The following is a 24,397-nucleotide window of genomic DNA, read 5'->3' on the forward strand; positions in this document are numbered from 1 at the left end:
GCTTGCTTCCAATATTACGTGCATACTGCGCATACTGCGTATTCTGATCACGCAGCAACTCGCTCATTTACTCATTACAGCTTCTTACGCATCAACACATGCTCGATACCTGCATCCATAAACAGATCAGAGCAAGTCTCATAGCCTAGCTTTTCATAAAAGCCTTTAGCTTGAAGCTGTGCTCCTAGCTTCGTCTCATGTAATCCTTGCTTGCTTGCGATTGACTCAAGAGCCTGCATGATTACCGCTCCAGCGCCCTTTCCCCGAACCTCATGCAGCACGCAAATCCTTTCCAGCTTGCCGACTTCCTCATTTACCTTGCGAATTCTACCTGTACCAACCGCTTCATTGCCTTCATATAATAGTATATGTATACACTGCTCAGTGAGCCTATCATATTCATCATGCTCAAGCTCTTCACTCACGCCCTGCTCCATTACAAATACGCGATGACGAATCGCTTTAGCTTGCTGCAGCTGAGCTTCCGTTGTCACAATCTCCCATTTCATAATACTGCTCGTCCTCCTACAATCAATTCGAATCACTGCTCACCATAAAATTTGTTAAAAAGTACTAGGTTTATTATAGATCGAGCATATTAAAAGTGGTAATTATCTATTATTTTGCTTATTCCCTTATTATTATTCGATAATCCTCGACATTTTCCTCCGTAGTTTGATATCATTTATCTGGTTGATTACAAAAAGTAAGCGGGTGATTTCTTGAGTATTAAACGAAAGCCGAGCACCATTGAGCGGAAAATGATTATATCGCCTTTAAAAGCATATCTTACGCGGAAATTTCGAATCGAGATCATTCGTAACGATACGATAGATTTGAAGCCTCCCTACATTATATTGTCGAACCATACAAATAATTGGGACCCTCTCATTATCAACTGCTTTGTTGAGGAGCCTATTTGCTTTGTTGCAGCAGCTCCTTTATTTCGACATCCGCTGCTTAAGAAAGTGCTGGACTACACCGGTGCGATTCCAAAAACGAAGGCAAGATTGGACACAAGCACCATTCGCAATATGCTTGCTGCCAAGAAGCATAACCGCGTCATCGGCATCTTCCCAGAGGGCAACCGCTGCTGGGATGGGCAAACGGAATCGATCGTACAATCTACAGCTAAGCTCGTGAAGCTGCTGAACATACCGGTTGTTATTGGAACGATACAAGGTGGATATCTCACCCATCCACGCTGGGCTGATTCTGATCGTACCGGCAAAATTTCACTATCTCTAGAGAAAAAATGGGATGTTGATGAATTTAAGGATGCGGATATTGAGACGATCCATAACAAGCTAACCGAGGCGCTAAGCTTTGACGAGCTCGCATGGCAGCAGGAGCAAGGGATTGCCTATAAGGGCGAGCGTCTTGCGAATTATTTAGAGCGTTTGCTTTATGTATGTCCGTCCTGTAATACGATTGGCAGCCTTCATTCTGAGGATGACCTTTTCAGATGCCGCTCCTGTGACTACAGCGTTAGATACAATGAATATGGCAGCTTTGAGCCGAAAAACAAGCCGCTTTTCTATCGCTATGTACACGAATGGAACGATTGGCAGCTGCAATATACGAAGAAGAAGCTGTTCGCAGCGAGCCATGAGACCGCTTGGCGAGATGTGCTGAAAACGGAGGTGAAGCTGTTCGTTTCAGAGCATGAACGTCCGCTTATGCTTCTATCGACTGGAAACCTAACTTGGCATAAGGACCACATCCTCTTTACACCGAGCAATAACAGCGACCCGATCCGTTTCTCCATCGACAAGCTCGATGGTGTTAATGTTCACATGAATAGCAAGCTGGATTTTCACTATGACGAACGAATGATTCGAATGGATTTCTTTCATCCACGAACGTCTGCCTATATGTGGTATCAGATATTGAAGCTCTCCAGCGTACAGAAGGAGGGATAGCATATGAATGACTCTTGGCAATATATGCTCGATTTTGTATTCATCTCTTTACTTATATTTGTCGCTGCCGTACTGAAATCACGGCTGTCATTTTTACGCCAATGGATCGTGCCGACAGCGATGCTGGCTGGCTTTCTCGGTATTCTGCTTGGTCCAGATCTGCTCGGCTTCCTGCCCTTCGATTATGATCGACTTGGCAACCTCGTATACCATCTGATGGGCATAGGCTTTATCGCCTTGTCCTTGAAGTCACGAGAGGTTACAAACAGCCCTGGCATTGTAAATTCCGGCCTAATTATCGTGTCGACCTATCTCATCCAAGGGATTGTCGGTCTAGGCCTCTTTATCGTATTAGTTGCCCTGTTCTATCCCGATATGTTTCAAGGGCTTGGGCTATTGCTTCCACTTGGCTTTGGTCAAGGACCGGGACAAGCGTACTCGATTGGCTCTTCTTGGGAGGCGCTTGGAGTTAAGGAAGGCGGCAATCTCGGACTTGCTGTAGCTGGCATCGGCTTCTTATGGGCAACGATCATCGGTGTCGTGCTCATGAACGTACTAAGCCGCCGCAAGTCATACCAGCAGCGCAGCTATAACGAGCAAGACGAGGAGGAACAACGTAGTGCAGCTATTGCGCAGCATAAGGAAGCTCCACTCGCAGACGCCATTGATCGGCTAACCTATCAGGTTGTGCTAATTGGCATCGTCTACCTCATGACGTACTTAACGCTCGTTGCAGCGGAAAGGCTGCTCACACCGCTCGGCTCGTTCGGTGAGACCTTTGCGCAGCTGCTTATTGGCTTTCACTTTATTATTGGCAGCCTGTATGCCATGCTTGTGCGCAGCATTCTTACGAAGCTGGAAAAACGCGGCTTTCGTACGGAGCATACGATTGATCATTACATGATGCAGCGAGTGTCAGGCTTCGCATTTGATTATATGATCACTGCATCTATTGCTGCGATATCGATCCATGCCCTAAAGGAATACGCCATCCCGATCCTCCTGCTTACAACGCTGGGAGGAGCAGTGACCATCTGGTATATGCTCTGGATCGTACCACGGGCATTTCCGAAGGAAAAGCTGCCAAATGTGCTCGGCTTCTATGGCATGCTGACTGGAACGATATCGACGGGGCTCGCGCTTGTGAAGGGTGTCGATCCGAAATTCCGTTCCAATACCGCAGATAATCTCGTCGTCGGAAGCGCGAGTGCGATACTGTTCGGCTTCCCGATGCTGCTCGTGCTTAACATTCCGGTAATCGGCTACCGTGAGAACAAGCCTGAGATGTATGTGTATACGCTGCTCATCCTGATCGCATACTTCGGTCTGTTGTTCGGAGCACTGCTCCTCCGCACGCGAAAGCAAGAGAAAAAGTAACGACTGACCGCTAGAAAGAGTAAGGAGCGCGACAAATAGCAAGGAGTGAGAGCGCAGCCCAGCTGCTGCTATCCACCCCTTGCTATTTTTTGCTTTTTTATGGTTATTAACGCTGCGAGGTCATCCATTTTATCGTCTATACCACCTGTAGGGCAAGTATCATACGCTTTACCTTGAAGCTAGAGACGCTATAAGACGATTTAAGGGGCTTATCTCCCAATTCACGAATCTCTCTCACATTCCCCTATAATAAACCGCCAGATTGGCGTATAACGTCTCTGGCCTTTTTCAATTAAAAAAGCAGCACCGCGCACTTTACAATACGCGATACTGCTAACTATAATCGACATCAATTATTTCGCAAAACGATGATTTCCAATCGTTGCAACAACGCTAAGACTGTCCCAGAACGACCCTTTGGAATATCTCGGATTGAAGAAGTACAATGCGCCTTCAACATTGTTTTTGCCATTAAGCGCATCCTTCGTCGCTTTCAATACACTTGCATTCGGCTTACTGCGATCAAGCAAGCCATTGTGAGCAGGCGGGAATTGCTTACCCGAATAGATCACATCTTTAATCGTGCTAGGGAAGCTTGGATGCTCCACACGATTGAGAATAACATTGGCCACAGCAAGCTGGCCCTCATAGGATTCATAGCCCGATTCGACCTGAACGAGCTTTGCAAGCAGCTGATATTCCGATTCTGTAAAAGGCTTAGCCTTGTTCTCGAGCACGGATGGAATAATTACAGCTAGCTTCATCCCATTTTTAATTGATTCCTTCGATGAGAACCCGTTGCGTTTAACAACCTGCGCTTGGGACAATCCATGTCTTGCGCTAATGTCTGCTAACGTATTGTCATCACTTACTGTTTCTAGCGGTACGCTTGTAATCGTCAGCGTCTGCTCTTCATCGTTCCAATGAATGTCTGCATGAAGAAACTCAGCGACATAACGTACTGGAACATACAATCTACCATCAATCAGATAAGGTACAGCATCTAATACATATCGTTGATCGTTGAAATAAACGGTAGGCACTCCGTCCCCTAAAATTACTTCATCGTCGCTCTTTGTAATAAAAATCGCTTCTTGTGCATCTGCATCCCAAGTTACAGAAGCACTCAATGCTTTGGCCACTAAACCTGCAGGCATAAACATTCTGCCATTCACCATATGTAGGGGAGAGCCTAGCTCAATAGGGCTGCCATCTAAGATTACTCGCGTGTTCTCAACCTCTCGCGAGTCTTTTACTGCAGCAGATGCTGAAAATGGAACTACAGTAAGAAGAGAGATCACTAGCATCGCTAGCACACAAATTCTACTTACTTTCATTGTCAGTTTTAACATAAATCCTCCCGATTCTCTGTTTAGAATTGCTCGAGGTCCTGGTCTGTTAAGCATTATAGCATAGCAAAATCTCAATATTTCATTAGGTTTATCTCATAGATGAAGTTTTCATGAATTTTACAATAGCGTTTCCAAATCATTTTCTGTCAATGGAAATTTGTTGAAGTTGCCCAAAATCCCTTGATAAGTCTAGTCTTTTTAATCTTGTAATCTATAAAGTCTCCCCTCCCGACCAACTTGTCTCTCATCACGAAAAAAAGATGAAAAAATTCTGCATTTTCATAAAAAATCGACCAGCTAACATGCAATTATGAGAAAAAATGAGAAGTTTTCTGGATAATGCTGGGTGAGATGGACTTATTTTTTTTCCGTGGTAAGATAAAGAGAGACCCAGTCATTTGGCTTGGGTCTATTACCGTAAGGAGGTTTTTCGATGAAACTTAGCACTGAACACTTGATCTTACATGGATGGATCGGGGGTGATATCTACTATGAGCCATAGTGAATCTTGGAATGTGCAGAAGAATGTCATGCATGAGCAGCTGCTTCAGCTTGAGGAAATTCGCAGCCACCAGATGGAGCAATATGTATTGCAGCACAATGTGGAACACAAACGTCTTGAACAGCTGCTTGATCAATATATACAATACATTAAAAATCTATTGACACTTTCCGAGCCTCCCGCGCAGCAGCTCGTCCTGCTGCATCATGACATCGAGATAGAATATTTAGAGGACGGCTTTATTGATAAATATTGCATCGTACTTCCGCACGAAACAAATCCTGAGGAAGGGAAGATCTCTCTGCTATCACCTGTTGGACGCCAGCTTCTGCTCGCGCCAATACACAGCGAGCTAGAGCTAGAGACACCTGCAGGCATAATGAAAATCCGCATCGTTACGATCGAGCAAGCCGCAGCTTAAATTGTAGCCATACTAACGCCGGCACGGCAGCATTTTAGATGATTTTTCATACAAAATGCACGTTTGGACGCAACAGTGACGGCATTTTAGATGATTTTTCATACAAAACGCACGTTTGGACGCGACAGTGACGGCATTTTAGATGATTTTTCAAACAAAACACACGTTTGGACGCAACAGTAACGGCATTTAGATGATTTTTCACACAAAATGCACGTCCAATGTCCCTCCAATCACCTAGTAACGGCGTTGGGCGTTACAGGCATAGTAACATTACGACGGTAGCGTCATTACAGAGGTAGTCTTAATATGACGGCAGCGTCATTGCGACGGTAGCGACCTATTCGTCCTTGCGTACACTTGATCGAATCGCTTCTCGCAAGCGCTTACGAACCGTATGTAACAACAAAGCAGGCGGAGAAAATGTACGTCACATTTCTCCACCTGCTTTTTATGTTACTGCTTCATCAGGTCACAAGCCCTGTCATCCTCTACTGATCAACTCTCTAGCGTTCTGGGCTCTACATCTGATTGATGCCTTTTCAATGCTGCTAAGCGATTATTCTTCCACCTTCAAGCGATATGCACAGCTTTGGAAATCACCATAGAAGGGAGGAATGGTAAGTCCTGCATACATCAGGTGATCGCCACTATACACGCCTGCGTCTGGACTATCGAACACACGGTAGGTTTTGTTCGGGTCAAGCCCTTGGAGACGGAAGCGGCCAATCGCAGCATTCGGCTCCTGAAGCACCTTCACATAAACGACAAATGCTTCTGTTTTATCTTTAGACACAAACATCCAAGCCGTATCATTGCCTTCGAACGGACTACGCAAACGATAGAAATCACCGAATTGAACGATATGACGGATCTCCTTGTACAGCTCAATCTGGTAGCGAACAAGCTCCTTCTCTTCCTCGGTAAACTTAGATAGATCAAGCTCATAGCCAAAGTTACCTGACAAAGCGACATACCCACGCGTAAGCAGTGAGGTCATACGGTTCACTTGATGATTCGGAACGGCGGATACATGCGCGCCCATCGAGCTGATCGGATATACAATGCTTGTTCCGTATTGAATTTTAAGGCGAGAGATTGCATCGCTGTTATCGCTCGTCCATGTCTGCGGCATATAATACAGCATTCCAGCATCGTAGCGACCGCCACCGCCTGAGCACGATTCGAATAGAATGTGAGGGAAGCTCGTCGTGATCTTCTCCATTACATGATATAGACCGAGCATATAGCGATGCGCCGTTTCACGCTGGCGATCAGCTGGCAACAGCGCAGAGCCGATCTCCGTCATGTTGCGATTCATATCCCATTTGACATACGTAATCGGTGCACTCGACAGCACGTCTGAAATTGTCGAAATAATGTACTGCTGCACATCTTCGCGAGAAAGGTCGAGAATTAGCTGCTTTCTCGCTTGCGTGCGGCGACGTCCTTCGACATGCAGGCACCAATCTGGATGCTGGCGATACAGCTCACTGTCAGGAGAGATCATCTCCGGCTCGAACCATAGCCCGAACTGCATGCCTTGCTCACGTACCTTATCCACGAGTGCTTCAAGTCCATTAGGCAGCTTATTGCGATCGACAAACCAATCGCCAAGTGATGTTGTGTCATCGTTACGCTTGCCGAACCAGCCATCATCTAGCACGAACAGCTCAATGCCAAGCTCCTTGCCCGCTTGCGCAATGCTCGTAATTTTCTCTTCATTAAAGTCAAAGTATGTTGCTTCCCAGTTGTTCACTAGAATCGGGCGCACCTTATTGCGGAACTGTCCACGCGTTAGTCGATTGCGATATAGATCATGATAACGACGAGACATGCCGCCGATCCCTTCATAGGAATGGACAAGCACAACCTCTGGCGCTTGGAACACCTCTCCCGCTTCCAGCTTCCAGCTAAAGTCGAAAGGATTAATACCGATAAACAAACGAGCGTGCAGGTAAGGGTCTACCTCAACACCAGCGACAAAGTTTCCGCTGTACACTAGGTTAATGCCGTACACATCTCCATGCTGCTCCGTAGCACCTTCACTGATTAAAGCGAGGAATGGATTCTGTGCATGACTGCTCGCCCCGCGGCGGCTTTCAATGGATTGCATGCCAGGCTCAAGCTTGCGGCGATGAACATAACGCTCACGCGCCCAGCTTCCAGACAAATGCAGCATCTCATAATCATAGCCAGGCATATCTACACTCATGCTAAGCGCACGGTTCAGTGTAAGCACATCCGTACCTTCATTGCGATATTGCACCGAACGAGTAATGGCAGCATAATCACGGAATACACTGTAGGACAGAACAATCGCAGCATTCGTCAGCTCATCACGCAACGTAATAAGCAGCGTCTCAGCTTCCGCATCCTCCTCCGCATATACCGCTGGCAGACCTTCAAGCTGTGGCTTACCCGCTACAATCTCATGAGATTCATAGAGGAAATTCGTCACTGTGCTGCCATTAGGCAGCTGAAATTGATAAGCAGGCGAACGGAAATCCGAATCTCCATAGGCAGGAAGCTCCTGCTGCAGCGTATCTAAGGAATACTCCAAATGATCTAGATCCGTGCTCGGTGTAAACGACGGACGAACATAGTGCTGATGCAGCTTTCCTAAATTCACTCCTTGAATCGCACGTCCCCAATATAAATGCTCAAGATGGCCCTGCTCCGTGACCTTCAACACATAGCTTGTATCGACTGATTTCAAATGAAAAATTCGTGTTTCTTCATTATAAGTAATCATTGCAATTCCTCCCGAATGATAAATTGATTTACTCCATGCCTATTGCGTGACAGCTTTCTCTCTCAACGAAGGTTGTCCCGATCTTCACCTGCTTCGGTGCTTCACGGCCTTCGAGTCTCTCCACTAGCATGTCGACTGCAGTTTTACCAAGCAGCTCGGTGTACGCGTGAATTGTCGTAAGCGGCGGCATGACGAAGGCAGCCAGCTCGATATCGTTAAAGCCAATGATCGACATCTGTGCAGGCACAGAGATGTCAGCTTCATGAAGCGCGCGTAATGCACCAACTGCCATATGATCGCTAGCAACGATGCAGGCTGTAGGCTGAATCGACCTTGTAAGCATACGCTTCATCGCCTCATAGCCCCCTTGCGAGGACCAATCGTCGACCCACTCAACTCCCTCGAAGCTGTGACCGTGTTTATTTCGCATGCGCTCATAAGCCCGATAGCGATACTCCTCAATTTGACGCAGCTGCTCAGGCTGACGCAAGGAACGAATCCGATCAATACCGCCAATAAACGCAATTCTCTCATGTCCCAGCTGTACTAGATGCTCATAAGCAGACTGAATCGCACCTTCAAAATTCAAATGGACAGTGTCATAGTCATGCATATCCTCGCCGTTGTTAACAAAAACGACACGATCGGGATGAGGGTAAGCCTCTAACACATCAGATGCCTCAATCGAGCCAACGACAAGCAAACCATCCAGAGAGGCTGCCTCAGCAATCGCAGCAAAATGATCACCGCGAATGACTTTGCCAATCGTAAGTCCAAGTACTTCACATTGAACTTCAATTCCTCGACGTACCGCCTTAAAGTAAGGATCATTGTTCTCTTCATCCGCTGTGGCCCAGAACAAAAGCCCGATATCAGCAGCTGCCCGCTGCATCTCCTGCTTCTGCCTTCTTAATCGTTGCGGCTTATAGCCTAGCTGTTCCGCAATGGCAAAAACTCGTTCCTTCGTCTCAGCACTTGTGCTTAAGGTTGGATCGTTATTAAGCACTCGAGATACCGTTGCAGTAGATACTTGAGCCAGCTCAGCTATTTCACGAATCGTTGCCAACAGACATCCCTCCTTATCTTTAGTTGAACACGACATGTGATCAGTAATGATGTTTGGTTACGTTTAGTTAACATTCGTTACTTATCATTAATTATTTAGTTAATAAATTTACTTAACAAGTACATCATACATTAGATTACACCATCTGTGCAAGTGTCATTGCTACAAAAAAAAGAATGGAAGCTCAGGGTGCGGTGCACTCTGCTTCCATTCTTCCTATTCCTAAGCCTATAAGATTACATTTCGATTTCTTGTGCGTTAAGCGCCTCTTCTGGCAGCTCAATCGCTTCAATTCCGTTATGGTTTGAATAATCTGTTGTAACCGTAGATACGATAGCTAGATTCTGACCCTCAGCTTGAATCTTCATGTCTGTGAACACATCCATGCTGATTAGCTTATTGCTGCTTTTTTCAACGACGATAACATATTCAGCAGCATTTACTTCAAAGCCTCCAAGCATTGCAGCCTGATCACCCAGCTGCTGGGAAAGCAGGTTATTAAACTCCTCGCCCTTTGCATTCAGCGTGAAGATGTAATTACCATCCTTCTCTTCTACAGCAAAGCTTTCAGAGTAGTCTACAAGCTGTGCAAGCTGTGCAGAAGGATCAAGCGATTCTTGATTTACCCCTTGCAGCACTTGGTCCATCATTTCTGCAGGAAGCTTCATCCATACGCCAGCACTTGGTTCTTTCACGAAGAAACCATCCTCTGTAAAGTATGAATCGATGACTTGTGTTTCACCTGCAGCTTCAACCGTAGTTAACTGTTTGAACGCTAACGCTGGCTTCATCGTTACGTCCATATCGCTAACTGTCTTTGTTTCCATAACCTCGCCATCCATATCGATCGTTTGGTCAGCGGTCATCTTAACCGTAAAGCTGTTCAGATTGTTAGCTTCACCAACGACAGCAACGAATAGTTCCTTATCTGCATCAGAATTAGCTTCCTCATTTACTTCAGCATCTGGAGTTTCCTCTACAACTGGATCAGTTTCTTCCTCAGTAGTTTGCTCACCTTGTGAACCTGTTGTTTGCGAATTACTGTTCGCTGGCTCCTTATTCCCCTCACCACATGCTGCAAGCAGCGTTAGTGCCATAACAAGCAGCAATGCTAATAACGTTTTTTTCATTTCGTGTTTCTCCCCTCACCTAGTCTCTATCTGCAAGCGTATAGAAGTGTCATGATCATTGAGACGCTCACAGTGTTGCACTAGCTCAGTAAATAACTGGGCATTTTACAACAATACGGGAAATTATACCATATCTCCCCCTCAGGTCAACACCCTCTTAGGTCCTAGTTCAAAAGTATATATCGGTGGAGAAGCTAGTGTTGGCGGGGGAAGGGGGGGAGAAGGAGATGGAAATAAAAAAGCCACAATCCTCTTTGGAATTGTGACCATAGAATTCTAACTCACTTATGACTTAATAATTGATCCGTTTTAACAAATCTTTAGCGTACCAATTGATCCCTTTGTGAGCAAGGGCTGAATTTGTAAAATCGACATTTTCTACTGCAAGGGTAGCTACTTTATTAGCTAAAACGGGAGATAGCTTTTCTTGAGAAAATTTAATTAACGCATTACTCAACTCTTTTACTAGCAATGTCTGATTTTCTTTTGTTAAAGTAGTCATCAACTCTCAACTCCTCTACGGTTTCAATAATATCGTTCATCACGCCAAATATAAAATCATAATCATGTTGATTTTCACCATTAGCATTATTAATTCTATTGTGAAAAACAAATTCAGCGAAGTTATCATCATAATTGTTTAGGATTAAATACTTGTACCTGTCTGACATCATCCATTCCATTGGTGAGAATGTGAACTCAATGACAATTGCAATTCTACTCAGACAAAAAACTCTCTTGCTTACGATACTCCAACATTGTACTTATAAAGTGCTCAGCTTGTTCTTTTATAGGTGTTAGATAAAATCCATAACCAAAATCAAGCTCATTTCCTTTATTATAATTAGATACTATACCTTGCTTGCATATATCATGCCATGCAGCTAAAGTAGTTCCGTGAAACCATTTGTTTTTTCTAAGATGTTTAAGATATGAATTTGACATATATTAACTCCTCCTATAGCGCTCTATTTCGACACCATAAGAGGAACTTCCTGCAATAACATCTTTTTATTTTCGACAAGCTATAACGAACTAGGTTTATCGTATCTTCCCTTATAGAAAAAGCATTACGAGTATTCCCGTAATGCTCTTTCACACCGCTATATTCATTACATATATTAAGAATGATTGTGGCGTTCTTCTAGCTCGTGCAGCTCATCGTGCAGCTGCTCCATCGTCTTGCCTTCCACATCAATTCCTTTTTGCTTTGCATACTCGCGGATTTTCTCGAGCTTCTTAGCGCGGAACTCCTGCTTGAACGCTTCCCACTTTTCAGGCTGATCACGCTTCACTTGATCGACTTCCTTTTTTAGCTGTTCGAGGGATTTTCCTTCTGTATCGATCTCAAAGTAAGTCGCAAGACGCTGAAGCTTTTTCATGCGCATCTTTTGAATCTCTTCGCTCGTCATTTTCTTGCCAGGGTGTGCGTGCGAGTGCTTATGCTTACCATGTTGCTCTTGGTCGGCCTGCTGTTCCTGCTTGGCAGCTGAGCTTTCCTCTTCTAGCTGCGCAGTAGCTCCGAACGCTACCGGTACGTAGAGACTATATGCGAGCATTGCGCTTGTTAGCCATAATCCAATCTTTTTCATCTTATTCCTCCACTATGCATGTACTTGTTGCTACACATCTAGTATTACCCATGCAATGGGAGGGTATTCCAGTTATTGCTGTTCAAGCTTCTCTAGCTCTTGCTTTAGCCACTGCGCATCAAAATGCTCACCGATAAATACAGCTACATTATGAACCTCGCCTTGCGGCTCAATGCGCAAGAAATCTGACTCTCGATAGGCATATTGGAAGAGGAATCTACTCGGAACATCGCGGAATGTGACAATGCCCTTCGCCCGATAAATGTTTTCTGGAAGCTGCTTCAGCCATGCCTCGAACTGCTCGCTATGTGGAGACTGCTTCCAATAATGTGTATAGGCCATAACGTGTGCATGATGCTCATGTGAAGCATGATCAGAATGAGCGTGAGTATGCTTAGCTACGTCCGCTCCTCCGTGAGAGCCATGCTTGTCTATATGTTCATCTGCATGCGCGATATCATCGTATGCTTCATTAACTGCATGAGCAAAGTCCTCCTGAGCATCATCATTGGCATGATCCACTTCGTAAGCTTCCTCATCAGTTGCATCATTAACGGCGTGGGCAAAGTCCTCTTGAGCATCTTCTACTACGTTAACAAGCCGATCTCGCACGTTGCTCGTTGATGTCGGTTGCAGCATCCAGCTCCAATCATTCAGCTGACAATGTGCTGCAGTTACAAGCTTGGCATGCGCATTCCATTCCCGAACAAGCTGCTCAAGCTCGACAATCTGCTCTGGGAATAATCGATCGCTCTTATTCAATATAAGCAGTGATGCACACCGGATCTGCTCCTGCATTAGACGAAACGTCTTATCTTTAGCGGACTTGGCACGAGCAAGCAGATGCTCACTATCAACAACCGTAACAACCTCCTGCAGCGTCGCATGCTTGTACATTGAGGTTTCCGTAATTGCATCAATGCTTTCCATCGGGTGTGCCGCGCCTGTTGATTCAACAATGACGAGATCAGGCTTGTACTTCTGCAGCAGCTGATTCAGCTCAAGAGATAGATCTCCTCGCATGCTGCAGCATATGCAGCCTCCCAGCACCTCTGCCATCGCAACCTCTCGGCTGACGAGCTGGCCATCCAAATTCACCTCGCCCAGCTCATTCATCAGTACCGCAGGTGTTAGCCCTGCAGCCTGAGCTTGTGCGATCATATGCTGAAGCAATGTTGTTTTACCGCTTCCTAAAAATCCTGATAACAAATAGATAGGTACCATCTTAAGTGACTAGCCTTCCTTCTTCTATGTATTGCTTCCATTATAACGTAGTCAAACAACGAAGAGAAAGTCCTTGGGCGCTCCTTCGCCCAAGGACTTCGTAAGTTCCCCTACTTACAGTACACAAGCAATGATAATAACTAACAAGATGAACAATACTAGAAACCAAGCAGCAGTCGTTCCGCCGTAGCCACCATTAAATTTTCCGTATGCTTGATTTCCAGCTCCAGATACTTTAGCTGCGTAATTCATACTGTCAACTCCTTTTCGATAAGGTACACCATATCATATGTTTTTTTGGACGAATGGTTTGGGCAACGGCCTAAATCAATAGGCATTATCCAACAATTCCACGCTTGCCTATCTTCATTAGCGTATAGACATCCGTCCATTCCACGAATGCCAGTCAGCATATACTATTGGTGTAGTCGCTTATTTGAGGAGGTGCATGTTGCTATGAAAGGTTTCGCTGGAGGTTACGGAAATCACTCTAACGCAGCTTTTATTCTGGTGTTGTTTGTTCTCTTAGTTATTTTGATTAGTTGCTTCAACTATTATTAATATCCAAAATACCAACAGAACGTAGACAACACGCAAAAAAGGAAAGCGGTACTCTAAAATGTACCCAAGAAGATGGACACTTGAAAAAGGTCATCTTATTGGGTCTTTTTTTGTTTATAATGAAAAAAACAACAATCGGAGCGGATGTATATGAGCAAACAATTATTTATAAAACAACAACAGGAACAATTAAGACAGAATCCTCATGTAAAAAGAGTTAGCGAAAAAGCAATTACGTATACGGACGCATTTAAGCAGTTATTTATTCATGAAAATGAGCAAGGGAAACTCCCATTTCAAATTTTTGAAGAAGCTGGGTTTGATGCAGAAGTGTTAGGGACGACACGCATCTGGAAGGTTTCTAGTCGTTGGCGTGCAGCTTATGAGGATAACGGAGTAGCGGGATTAGAGGATACACGTAAGCACAGTTCTGGTCGCCCGTTGAGCGTGAGTTAAGCATCGAAGAAAAATATGCACGTTTAGAGGCGAGGATGAAATTAGTACAAGCGGAGAATGAACTACTAAAAAAGCTCGATCAACTAGAAAGGCAGATGATGAAAAAGAAATCCTATTAAGTACCGGTCAAAAATTTCAACTCATTTATCATATCATTGAGAAATATCAATTAAAACGTCTTGCTAGCTATCTTTGTAAACTCACAGGCGTATCACGTTCAGGCTATTATGGTTATTTCAAAGAAGAGGCAGTACGCAATCGGATAAAGCGTGAGGAAGCCGATATGAAATTGAGAGCGATCATTCTAAAAGCCTATCGTTTCCGCCATCGCAACAAAGGGGCACGTCAAATTAAAATGACGTTAGAAAATCAATATCAGATTGTATTTAACTTAAAACGAATTCGTCGTATTATGAAAAGGTTTTCAATCCTATGTCTGATTCGAAAAGCCAATCCATACCGAAGAATGGCGAAAGCAACAAAGGAACATCGAACATGTCCAAACCTGCTACAACGTCAGTTTAAGCAAGGGGTAGCAGGAAAAGTATTATTAACGGACATTACCTATTTAACGTATAGATACGGCAAGCGTGCCTATTTGTCTACCATAAAAGATGCTGAAACAAATGAAATTTTAGCCTATGAAGTATCCGATAAAATCACATTAGATATTGCAATCAACACGCTTCAGAAACTGAAGTTAAAACACCGTCATTTAACCAAAGATGCTATTATTCATTCCGAACAGGTGTGATCTATACGAATCCGAAATTTCAAAAGCTGATAAAGAAAATGAAGTTAGGTCAATCGATGTCACGTAGAGGGAGTTGTTGGGATAATGCCCCGCAAGAATCCTTCTTTGGTCATTTTAAAGATGAAACAAGAATTAGTCATTGTGAAACGTTAGACGAGGTTAGACAAGAGATTTTAGACTATATAATCTATTACAATCATTATCGTGGTCAGTGGAATCTAAATAAGCTGCCGCCTGCAAAATACAGACAGCAGCTTATTCAAGTTGCCTGACCTTTTAATAATTGTCCTTTACAAAGGGTACATTTCACTCAGACCGCTTTCCTTTTTCGTGTGTGAGAGACTATTATTCAGCTTTAGTCTCAGAGTATTTTTTTCCTTGGCTTAATCCATGCTTGGCAGCAATGGCGATTAACTCGTTATATTGATCCTCAGAAAGTTTTTCAAGCATAATTTCTTTAGCTTGCTTTTTCTCTTCGACACTAAGTCCACCACTAGCTAACTTTTGCAATGTAGAAATATCAGAAGCAGACAAGCTGCCCATGAGCGTTGTTACAACTTTTGCCTTCTCACTTACAGTAATGTTGTCTTGAACTTCTTTTGCTTTGTCTGTAGAGATCTCTGCGGTATAGCCTGTGTCAGATTTGTTACCTTCTGGCTTAGTAGTTGCGTTTGGTTTCTCTGTTGATCCTTGCTGATTACTTGTGCTGTCTGAGGATGTAGATTCGGTATCCTGACCTCCAGCATTAGAGTCTCCTGACTGTACTCCATCTTCTGATTGATTCGAGATGTTACTACCGTCAGCTTTATCTTCACCTTCGATTGGTGATGTAGTGTCTACTTCATCAGGTGTAGTTGACGCTTCAGTATCCTCTTCCAGTAAGTCATCTATACTCATCCCTACCATGGAATCGAGTACTTTATCAACTGCATAATTAGCTGCGAATAAACCGCCTACTACAAGTACAATCAGAATACTGGCTACCCAGATCGTTACCTTTTGCCATTTCTTCATTTTAACCATCTCCGTCCAACTAAATAAACTGCTACTATTCCTAGCATTGCACCTGCACTGTCAATCGCCACATCTCTAACACTTGCCCCTCTCCCGTCAATAAACCATTGATGCGTTTCGTCAATAATGGCATAGCTCATCGATATAAAGAGAGAGACGAACAAAGACCTTCTCCAGCTCCAGCCATGTACTCGAGATAGCACCATGATGATAGAAGCAAGAAAGAAATATAGTGAGAAATGCGCAAACTTACGCAAGCTGTGATTCCACTGCGCTAGGCTAATATCTTGGCTTGTCCACTTTTCAACATAGGGAAAGGAATATGTCGCAACTGTCATACTGAGCTCACCTGATTTACTCGCGGGCTGATTCGACAGAAGAAAAATCCCTACGATGACAAGTAGTGTAATCACTACTAGCATTAGACGCAGTATTTTAGGCTTTTGTTGCATTAATTATTGAATTCCTTTGTTATGCTGTTCAAGTATTCTAAGAATGGACCACGCAACTCATCACGACGAAGGGCATATTCCACCGTTGCTTCCAGAAAACCAAGCTTGTCTCCTACATCATATCGACGTCCACTGAACTCATAGGCATAGACCGCCTCTGTACGCGATAGCTGATTCAACGCATCAGTTAATTGGATTTCACCGTTCGCACCAGGTGGTGTATTCTCTAGAATGTTAAAAATTTCCGGTGTAATAATATATCGTCCGAGAATTGCAATATTAGTTGGAGCATCCTCCGTTTTCGGCTTTTCCACTAGCTGATTGACACGGGATACTGTCGGATCAATCTTATGTCCGTCAACAATACCATATTTGTGTACATCCTTGAGTTCCACCTGCTGAACACCAAGTATTGAGCTATTGTAATATTCATACACGTCAATTAACTGCTTTAAGCAAGGTTTATCAGAATAGACAATATCATCGCCTAATAAAACAGCAAATGGCTCATTACCGATAAAGCTTTTCGCACAGTAGATCGCATGACCAAGACCTTTGGGTTCCTTCTGACGGATATAGTGGATATTCACCATATTCGAGATCTTACGAACCTCTTCTAGTAGCTCCATCTTACCTTTTGCTTCTAACTCAAGCTCAAGCTCTACGGACTTGTCAAAATGATCCTCAATTGACTTCTTATTACGACCCGTAATAATAAGAATCTCTTCGATCCCAGATTCCACAGCTTCTTCAATAATATATTGCAGCGTTGGCTTATCTACAATTGGTAGCATTTCCTTCGGCTGCGCCTTCGTAGCTGGTAAAAATCGTGTCCCTAGCCCCGCTGCAGGAATAATCGCTTTACGTACAGTCATGGTTACGCCCTCCTATGTTTTATTCGTTCTCTCACCTTATCTATCCGTTATTTATGTTAACTTGTAGTAGTCAACGTACCAATTTGCAAACTGCTGCAAACCTTCCTGAATGGTAGTCTTTGGCTTAAATCCAACAGCTTGTTGAAGCAGATCAGTAGAGGCATAGGTAGCAGGAACATCTCCAGGCTTGATCGGCTCAAAGCTTTTCTCAAATTCCACTTTTCTTCCCAGAGCGTTACTTAAAGCTTCCTCCAGTGCATAAATGAAGGTCATTAGCTTCTCAGGGTTGTTGTTACCGATATTAAACACCTTATGCTGTACTTCAGTTTCTGGTGGATTACTCAATAGTCGCTGAATTCCTTCAACGATATCATCAATGTACGTAAAGTCACGATAAAGATCATGTTCAAAATCCCCATTGTTGAAGATCTTAATTGGTTCACCTGCGAAATACTTATCCGTAAATCCAAAGTATGCCATATCAGGTCTACCTAATGGACCATAAACTGTAAAGAATCTAAGTCCTGTTGCTGGGATTTTGTAGAGATGGCTATACGTATGAGCCATTAGTTCATTTGTCTTCTTTGTTGATGCATATAGCGACACTGGATGGTCAACAAAATCCGTTTCTTCAAAAGGAACCTTCTTATTGGCTCCATAGACCGAACTAGAAGATGCATATACTAAGTGATCGACAGGAAAAGCTCTACATGCTTCTAGTATATTATAAAAACCGATCACGTTACTCTGGATATAAACATCCGGATTTTCAATTGAGTATCGCACACCAGCTTGAGCTGCCAAATTCACAATGACCTGAGGCTTTCGCTTCTCGAACAATTCCATCACTGCTTCTTTTTCCGATATATCAACTTTGACAAATTCGAAATTGGAATATGGCAATAACTGATCTAGACGAGTTTGTTTTAATTTAACATCATAATAATCATTTAAGTTATCAATACCGATGACCTGGCATCCTTGATCAAGCAATCGCTTGGATAAGTAATAACCAATAAAACCTGCTGCTCCAGTCACTAAGTAAACTTTAGACAAATCAAGAGTTTTGAAGTTCAAGTGCCTTCGTCTCCTTTAATGATTTTCTATACGTTGATCTTCTACCTATAGAGTGGTATTCAATGTCTGCAGCTTCCATCTCATCGACATTATAAATATTTCTACCGTCATACACTAAAGGTGTTCTCATTAGCTTCTTATATTCTGTAGGAGCAATAGACTTAATCTCTCCCCATTCTGTGAATATAAAGCAGACATTTGCTCCGTCCAATGCGTGCTCAGGATGCTCTACGTAAGTAATGCTTCCTCTAGCGTGCTTACCTTCTGGATAGAAACGTTCAAAGTTGGCTTTACCTACTGGATCAAAAGCATATATGTCTGCACCTTGTTCAAGCAGTAATGGAATATTTTCTAGAGAAGCCGCTTCTCTTAGATCATCCGTTCCAGGCTTAAAGGTTAAGCCTAATACCGCAACCTTTAGACCGCTTAATGTGATCAAGCGTTTACTTGCTTTTTTGTACAATAGTGTTTTCTGATCCTTATTGACATCAATAGCTGCCTTAATTGTTTTAAGCTCATAGCCGTGCTGCTTAGCAATATAGTCAAGCGCTTTTGTGTCCTTCGGAAAACAAGAGCCACCAAAGCCAATACCTGCATTTAGAAATTTACTTCCGATTCTCTCATCGTAGCTCATCCCTTTAGCAACGTCTTGGATATCAGCGCCGACAAGCTCACATAAGTTTGCAATATCATTCATATAGGATATTTTCAGCGCTAAGAAATCATTAGAAGCGTACTTAATCATTTCAGCTGATCTACGATTAACAGATACAATCGGAATATTAAAGGGCTCATAAATTTGCTTAAGAGTTTCTTCAGCCCATTCACTTTCAGTTCCAATAATGATTCTAGCTGCATGCAATGTGTCATGTACTGCAGATCCTTGAGCTAGGAACTCTGGGTTAGATGCCACTTCCACCTTTACATCATTAACTAGAAAGTCTTGAATAAATTGCTCCACTTTATCATTCGTACCTACTGGAACTGTGGACTTAACAACAACAAGACAATCTTTTTCTACTGACTCTGCAATTTGTCGAGCAACAGTTGCAATATATCCTAGATTAGCAGATCCATCAGGTTGCTCTGGTGTGCCTACCCCAATAAAAATTGCATCTGCGTCCTTATAAGCAGACTTGTAATCTGTAGTGTAATCTATTCGACCTGCAGCATAGTTTTTCTGCATTAACTCTTCTAGTCCAGTCTCATAGATTGGGGATACTCCTGACTTCATCAATTGTACTTTCTTTTCATCTATATCAACACAAGCGACCTTGTGTCCTACTTCAGCAAAGCATACCCCAGCAACAAGGCCTACGTAACCTGTTCCTGCAACTGCAATTTTGTACATATAAATACCTCCATTATTATTCACGGTTTATAGATTCAACATGACTTAATTATCTACATACAATCATCTCATGTTCTCTTTATCATTTTTCTTATACTGATTAGTTCCTCTCTTGAAAACAAATAAATAAGACCAAAATAAAATAATATGCAAATTCCTATTGAAGTAAAGGACCAAATAGTCGTATCATTCAATTGCATCAACAGATAAGCAACGCCACTCATTAATATTGAAAACAAAACTGGCTTCTTTAGATTTTTTAGTGTTTCAGTTATTGGGAATTTCATAATAAATTTCATTATGATGAAGCTTGTTACCATTCCTTGTAACCTTATTAACGCTCTTGAATAAACTAGAATCCAAAAACCGAACTGAATACTTATTAAACACGTTGGGATTAAGAATGCAAGATGGATCATTTGTGAAATAAAAGATAGTTTTGGTCTTCCTTTTGATCTATAAACTTCACTATTTAGGTTTGACGTGACTACCAACAACACCGAAGTTAATGCCCATATCCCAATAATGTCGCTCGCTTCAGTCCATTTACTGCCGAGCATAATATTCGTTACAAAATCACTATATATGAATATACCTAATCCCATAGGAATAACGATATATGCAACTATTCTTTGATATTTATAATAGATCTGTTTAAAGGACTTATCGTCATTTTGAAATCTAGATAAAGCTGCAAACAATATTGGTATAACTGCTGCTGTAACAAGCCCCATTATTGAATTAACCATAGTTATTGATGTTTTATATAATCCAAGATAAAATTCATTTAGAATCGTACCTATTATAAATGCATCTATCCAAACTGTTAACCAAATAGAAATTGCCTCAATTAAACTCCAAATACTAAAAGACAGCATAGCTTTAAGTTGCCCAAAGTTAAAATAAAGTTTGGGTTTCCATTTTGACTTGTATGTTAAAATAATCGCATTAGAAATTTGAGCAGCTATAGTACCTATAATTAACGCCCAGTAGTTAAATCCCAATAGCGCTAATGGTATAGTTATGACAAAAGGTATCAATATTGAGACTATTCTTACCAGAAAGAGTGTCTTGAAATCAAACTCTCTTCTATATAGAGCCATTTGAATGCTCGAAAACGCGGTAAGTGGAAGTTGTAGACTTGCAATTGCAATTACTATACCTAATCCAGGATTTCCAACCAATGTTGCAATAGACTCTCGAAATATAATAATAATAACTAAGAAAAACAATGATAAAGAAAAGTTTGCCCAAAAAGCTACATTCGCGCTCTCATATTTTTCCTTATTGTCTTTAAATTCATGTTGTACAAGGTATTTTTGAAATCCAGAATCAGTAAACATATCAACAAAACTAATGATCATTGTAATTGTAGCAATTACTCCAAATGCTTCTGGTACAAGGATTCTTGCAAGAACCATATTAGTAATCGGTGTTATTAGTTTTGCAACAATCTCAGTTAACGATGACCACTTTGTTGCGTTTATAATTTTGGACTGAATGGTACTTTCTTTCAATACAATCCCCCTTTACAACGAATTTTCATCCAACAATGCCTCGATTAGGTATAAGAGCTCATGAGGATTTATAGTTTGTTGAAATGCTTTTCAACTGGTAGAGTTAAATAACTTCCCCATTTTCTATCTTCATCTAAGTCCGAAAAATTGATTAATCCATTAGCAGGAAAGAAAGTTACTTCTCCAAAGAAAAGTTTATTGTCCACTTCATAGAAATCCATTCTTGCAAAAGGAAAATTTGAAGCAATTAACTTACTATTTTTCAGCATATGTTCGTAATTAATCGGCTTATTAATTCCACTTTTGTTTTCATCATGATCTTTTCTTCGAATCTCAATTGCTTGCCAATCAAGATCATAATAATTAACATTAAACTTTCCATTTTTTCTGTTACTAATAACCTGTGTAAATAATGGTTCCCCGTTAAAACAATACACCTTGTAATCAATAATGTTTTCTTCTAGTAACTTCTCGCATATTATTTTAGGTTGAATATTTTTATATACCCATTCTCCACTTTGATAAAAATAATTATCTCGAAGCCATCTATTCATTTCCTTAAAACTTTTTTTCCAATTAATATCTTCTTTATTTTTTGAGATTATTACTCTTCCTGAACTATGAGTTGGCTTAAACACGAATTCAGAAGGTAATACTTCTAAATCAATCTCATCAACTGAATTATAAACTCCATATAACTCTATTAAATATTCCGGTCCTAGCTTCTCTTTCACTAATTGTCTTACATAATATTTATCCGCATATTTGGTCATTAAATCATCTTTATAGTTAATTTTTAGCCAATGAAGTTTCTCATTAAAGGTTTGCGGATTTTCAAGATTGAGCTCGTACCCTAGATGTTTCTTAAAGTTTCGCTTCACGGTAGATATATAAAAATACTTAAATTGAATGTACTTACTAAAAATCAGCATTCGTTTATAACAATTAAAAACCAGCTCATTATTCTTTATGACATTTTTAATTTGCAATCTATCACATCCTAAACCTAGATCATTTTATTTTCTGTCTATTATTCCAGGCTAATCTTCCATTATTACTTATTTTTTTTGCAGGAACTCCTGCAATTGCAATATTATCCTCATCAAATGATTTAGTGACAACAGCATTTGCACCAACTGCGACATTATTAGCGAGCGTAACTTGTCCTAATATCACTGCACCTACTCCCACAACAACACCATCACCTAAAACTGGACAGTGATCATTAGTACCACCAGCAACTAATGAGGTGTTAACATGTAAAGTTATGTCCTTTCCACCTCTAACATCTTTATTTACTAAAAAAGAGCCTAAATGCATTAACTTTAATCCTTTATCAAACGTATTAATAGGAATATGAATTTTGTGTTTATTCTGATAGTAAGATAACCAAACTCTAAAAAAAGTACCTATTACTTTGTTTCTTTTATTTACATAATATTCAGTCCTTCTTAATAGTGCATTGTACTTCCACAAATATGCCTTCTCGCCGATACAAAATAATGGTATACGTTTGTTTTTCCTACCGTACTTCTGACTTTCATAAGTTAGAAATTCGTTTAAATCAGTTTTATTTTTTATAAACATTACTCGTTCTCCCGATATTATTTATTATGTTTCTATCTTTCGTTGTTTTTTTCGGAACTCTTACAATAATAGCTATTAATATTAGTGAGAATACATATTTAAAATTACTAAAAACTACTTGATGTGGATCCCCATATACAACAGCAAGAGCTGCCTGTAGCATAAAACAAACGTAGAAAATACATGCAATTAAACTTTCTTTATAAGAAAAGAAACTTTCTACAAATCTAATGAATACCCCAAAAATACTCGCTAATAGTATTACACCTGCTATTCCAAAACTAATGTATCCAAATGATACTAGATCAATTGGAATTTGGCCGTAATTATTATAGAGTGTTGTATTAAATTGAGATACAGTTTGATTATTAAGAAAATCAAATGACACTAATCTACTTGGAATAAATTGCAAAATAGCCCCAGTGATATCGGGTAACCCATATCTAAAATCAAAATAATTCGGAAACAAAGGTATCAAATTTCCAAGGTTGTTATAAGGAAATGCAAATTCTCGTATAACACTATCTAAAATTTCAATTTTTGTTTTTGTTACTGTTGTATATGATGTGTCTTGTCCAATTTTTAAAATTTGATCACCGAATAATACTAAAACTAAGAATAATGCCCCTAAAGAGAACAAAGTAAAGACTCTAACTTTGTTTCTTCTAAGCATCAATGCTAGTGGTATGGTTATAATAAATAGCAATAATGTGATTCGTCCACTATTTTGAAATAATATAATAAAGGAAAGAATAGTAGATATAACAAACAACAATAACACTATTGCTTTTTTCATCCCTTTTGTTTCCTTAATAAGACTAAAAAACAAGAAGCCGGAAATAAATAATAATGAATTGAAATGTTTGAAAAAAGCTAAAGGTGTTTGTACAACACTACCATCATTTCTTAAAAGTTCCCCTAATCTCATATATTCACTATAGCCACCTAATGATTGCATGTATATATACCAAGTGGTTACACCAATAATAAACAGTACTACAGATGCTAAGAAAAAATCTCTAACCTTAGCTTCTCTATAAATGACCGAGGCTCTGGATCTTAGCTTTTTTGTAAGCTTTAATTTATTCGCAAAATAATAACAACTTATCATTACTACATAAAAGATAAGTGCCATTAGTTCGCCTAATAAAAATGAAGTACTATGAATATCAGTTCTTCTGAGCACGGACCAAGTCAAATGATCGTTAAAGAAGTACATGTACATAGGGGCAATACTATATAATAGTATGAAAATTAAATTTATAAACGTTAGAAAATCAAATATTCCCTCTTTTTTTCTTACTATTTCAAATAAAGTTATAAATAGCAAAATAAATAAGGCAATAACAATTGAATACATCCCCATATTAGAACACCTTTTCTAGTTTTCTCTGGTCTACATCATAATAATG

The 24,397-nt window shown here is 41.0% G+C and carries 22 protein-coding genes and 1 pseudogene; 4 read left to right on the top strand and 19 right to left on the bottom strand.

The window, feature by feature from the left end:
* Positions 1 to 74 precede the first annotated feature (74 nt).
* Positions 75 to 509: a GNAT family N-acetyltransferase gene (locus NSQ99_RS17635; protein ID WP_340838166.1), complete on the bottom strand. Its 435-nt coding sequence runs from the start codon at positions 507 to 509 to the stop codon at positions 75 to 77.
* 213 nt (positions 510 to 722) lie between these two features.
* Between NSQ99_RS17635 and NSQ99_RS17640 the strand changes: the two genes are divergently transcribed.
* Entirely contained in the window at positions 723 to 1,922 is a 1,200-nt protein-coding gene (locus tag NSQ99_RS17640) for a lysophospholipid acyltransferase family protein (RefSeq protein ID WP_340838168.1), read from the top strand.
* A gap of 3 nt (positions 1,923 to 1,925) precedes the next feature.
* Positions 1,926 to 3,299, top strand: a complete 1,374-nt coding sequence (locus tag NSQ99_RS17645) for a sodium/glutamate symporter (protein WP_340838171.1) — start codon at positions 1,926 to 1,928, stop codon at positions 3,297 to 3,299.
* Between the two features lie 353 nt (positions 3,300 to 3,652).
* On the opposite strand, the gene NSQ99_RS17650 is transcribed toward NSQ99_RS17645, so the two are convergent.
* Positions 3,653 to 4,651, bottom strand: coding sequence for a cell wall hydrolase (locus NSQ99_RS17650; RefSeq protein ID WP_340838172.1), 999 nt, complete (start codon positions 4,649 to 4,651; stop codon positions 3,653 to 3,655).
* Positions 4,652 to 5,142: 491 nt separating this feature from the next.
* On the opposite strand from NSQ99_RS17650, the gene NSQ99_RS17655 reads away from it, so the two are divergent.
* Entirely contained in the window at positions 5,143 to 5,574 is a 432-nt protein-coding gene (locus NSQ99_RS17655) for a GreA/GreB family elongation factor (protein ID WP_251667627.1), read from the top strand.
* 559 nt (positions 5,575 to 6,133) lie between these two features.
* Here NSQ99_RS17655 and NSQ99_RS17660 read toward each other — a convergent pair.
* The 8 genes from NSQ99_RS17660 to NSQ99_RS17695 all read right to left on the bottom strand — a co-directional run bounded on the left by NSQ99_RS17660 (position 6,134) and on the right by NSQ99_RS17695 (position 13,593).
* Entirely contained in the window at positions 6,134 to 8,329 is a 2,196-nt protein-coding gene (locus NSQ99_RS17660) for an alpha-galactosidase (protein ID WP_340838174.1), read from the bottom strand.
* Positions 8,330 to 8,357: 28 nt separating this feature from the next.
* The gene (locus NSQ99_RS17665) at positions 8,358 to 9,395 is read right to left on the bottom strand and encodes a LacI family DNA-binding transcriptional regulator (RefSeq protein ID WP_340838176.1); all 1,038 of its coding nucleotides are present in this window, start codon (positions 9,393 to 9,395) and stop codon (positions 8,358 to 8,360) included.
* Between the two features lie 236 nt (positions 9,396 to 9,631).
* Positions 9,632 to 10,525, bottom strand: a complete 894-nt coding sequence (locus NSQ99_RS17670; RefSeq protein WP_340838177.1) for a DUF6612 family protein — start codon at positions 10,523 to 10,525, stop codon at positions 9,632 to 9,634.
* 292 nt (positions 10,526 to 10,817) lie between these two features.
* A complete protein-coding gene (locus NSQ99_RS17675; RefSeq protein ID WP_251667623.1) occupies positions 10,818 to 11,027 on the bottom strand; it encodes a hypothetical protein in 210 nt (69 codons plus the stop codon).
* Positions 11,028 to 11,242: 215 nt separating this feature from the next.
* Positions 11,243 to 11,470, bottom strand: a complete 228-nt coding sequence (locus NSQ99_RS17680) for a hypothetical protein (RefSeq protein ID WP_340838180.1) — start codon at positions 11,468 to 11,470, stop codon at positions 11,243 to 11,245.
* Between the two features lie 176 nt (positions 11,471 to 11,646).
* Positions 11,647 to 12,117, bottom strand: a complete 471-nt coding sequence (locus NSQ99_RS17685) for a hypothetical protein (RefSeq protein WP_340838182.1) — start codon at positions 12,115 to 12,117, stop codon at positions 11,647 to 11,649.
* 72 nt (positions 12,118 to 12,189) lie between these two features.
* Positions 12,190 to 13,341, bottom strand: coding sequence for a CobW family GTP-binding protein (locus NSQ99_RS17690; protein ID WP_340838184.1), 1,152 nt, complete (start codon positions 13,339 to 13,341; stop codon positions 12,190 to 12,192).
* A 114-nt stretch (positions 13,342 to 13,455) separates the two neighbouring features.
* Positions 13,456 to 13,593 carry a sporulation protein YjcZ gene (locus NSQ99_RS17695; RefSeq protein ID WP_251667619.1) on the bottom strand — a complete coding sequence of 46 codons (138 nt, stop codon included), beginning with the start codon at positions 13,591 to 13,593 and terminating at the stop codon, positions 13,456 to 13,458.
* A gap of 459 nt (positions 13,594 to 14,052) precedes the next feature.
* Between NSQ99_RS17695 and NSQ99_RS17700 the strand changes: the two are divergent.
* Positions 14,053 to 15,384: pseudogene (locus NSQ99_RS17700) on the top strand (IS3 family transposase).
* A 73-nt stretch (positions 15,385 to 15,457) separates the two neighbouring features.
* Here the strand turns inward: NSQ99_RS17700 and NSQ99_RS17705 are convergent.
* The 9 genes from NSQ99_RS17705 to NSQ99_RS17745 all read right to left on the bottom strand — a co-directional run bounded on the left by NSQ99_RS17705 (position 15,458) and on the right by NSQ99_RS17745 (position 24,345).
* A complete protein-coding gene (locus NSQ99_RS17705) occupies positions 15,458 to 16,126 on the bottom strand; it encodes a hypothetical protein (protein WP_340838186.1) in 669 nt (222 codons plus the stop codon).
* Entirely contained in the window at positions 16,123 to 16,578 is a 456-nt protein-coding gene (locus tag NSQ99_RS17710) for a VanZ family protein (RefSeq protein ID WP_340838188.1), read from the bottom strand. Before NSQ99_RS17710 ends, NSQ99_RS17705 begins: the two co-directional genes overlap by 4 nt.
* Positions 16,578 to 17,453 carry a UTP--glucose-1-phosphate uridylyltransferase GalU gene (gene galU, locus NSQ99_RS17715; RefSeq protein WP_340838190.1) on the bottom strand — a complete coding sequence of 292 codons (876 nt, stop codon included), beginning with the start codon at positions 17,451 to 17,453 and terminating at the stop codon, positions 16,578 to 16,580. Before galU ends, NSQ99_RS17710 begins: the two co-directional genes overlap by 1 nt.
* A 51-nt stretch (positions 17,454 to 17,504) precedes the next feature.
* Positions 17,505 to 18,530 carry an NAD-dependent epimerase/dehydratase family protein gene (locus NSQ99_RS17720; protein ID WP_340838192.1) on the bottom strand — a complete coding sequence of 342 codons (1,026 nt, stop codon included), beginning with the start codon at positions 18,528 to 18,530 and terminating at the stop codon, positions 17,505 to 17,507.
* Positions 18,511 to 19,881, bottom strand: a complete 1,371-nt coding sequence (locus NSQ99_RS17725) for a UDP-glucose dehydrogenase family protein (protein ID WP_340838193.1) — start codon at positions 19,879 to 19,881, stop codon at positions 18,511 to 18,513. Before NSQ99_RS17725 ends, NSQ99_RS17720 begins: the two co-directional genes overlap by 20 nt.
* Before the next feature lie 68 nt (positions 19,882 to 19,949).
* Complete coding sequence (locus tag NSQ99_RS17730; RefSeq protein ID WP_340838195.1) at positions 19,950 to 21,398, bottom strand: lipopolysaccharide biosynthesis protein; 1,449 nt, start codon at positions 21,396 to 21,398, stop codon at positions 19,950 to 19,952.
* Positions 21,399 to 21,466: 68 nt separating this feature from the next.
* Positions 21,467 to 22,387, bottom strand: a complete 921-nt coding sequence (locus NSQ99_RS17735; RefSeq protein WP_340838196.1) for an ATP-grasp fold amidoligase family protein — start codon at positions 22,385 to 22,387, stop codon at positions 21,467 to 21,469.
* 22 nt (positions 22,388 to 22,409) lie between these two features.
* A complete protein-coding gene (locus tag NSQ99_RS17740) occupies positions 22,410 to 22,985 on the bottom strand; it encodes a serine acetyltransferase (protein ID WP_340838198.1) in 576 nt (191 codons plus the stop codon).
* A complete protein-coding gene (locus NSQ99_RS17745; protein WP_340838199.1) occupies positions 22,969 to 24,345 on the bottom strand; it encodes an O-antigen polymerase in 1,377 nt (458 codons plus the stop codon). The genes NSQ99_RS17740 and NSQ99_RS17745 overlap by 17 nt, the downstream gene beginning before the upstream one ends.
* Positions 24,346 to 24,397 lie beyond the last annotated feature (52 nt).

The organism is Paenibacillus sp. FSL W7-1287 (assembly GCF_038004245.1).
GTDB lineage: Bacteria > Bacillota > Bacilli > Paenibacillales > Paenibacillaceae > Pristimantibacillus > Pristimantibacillus camelliae.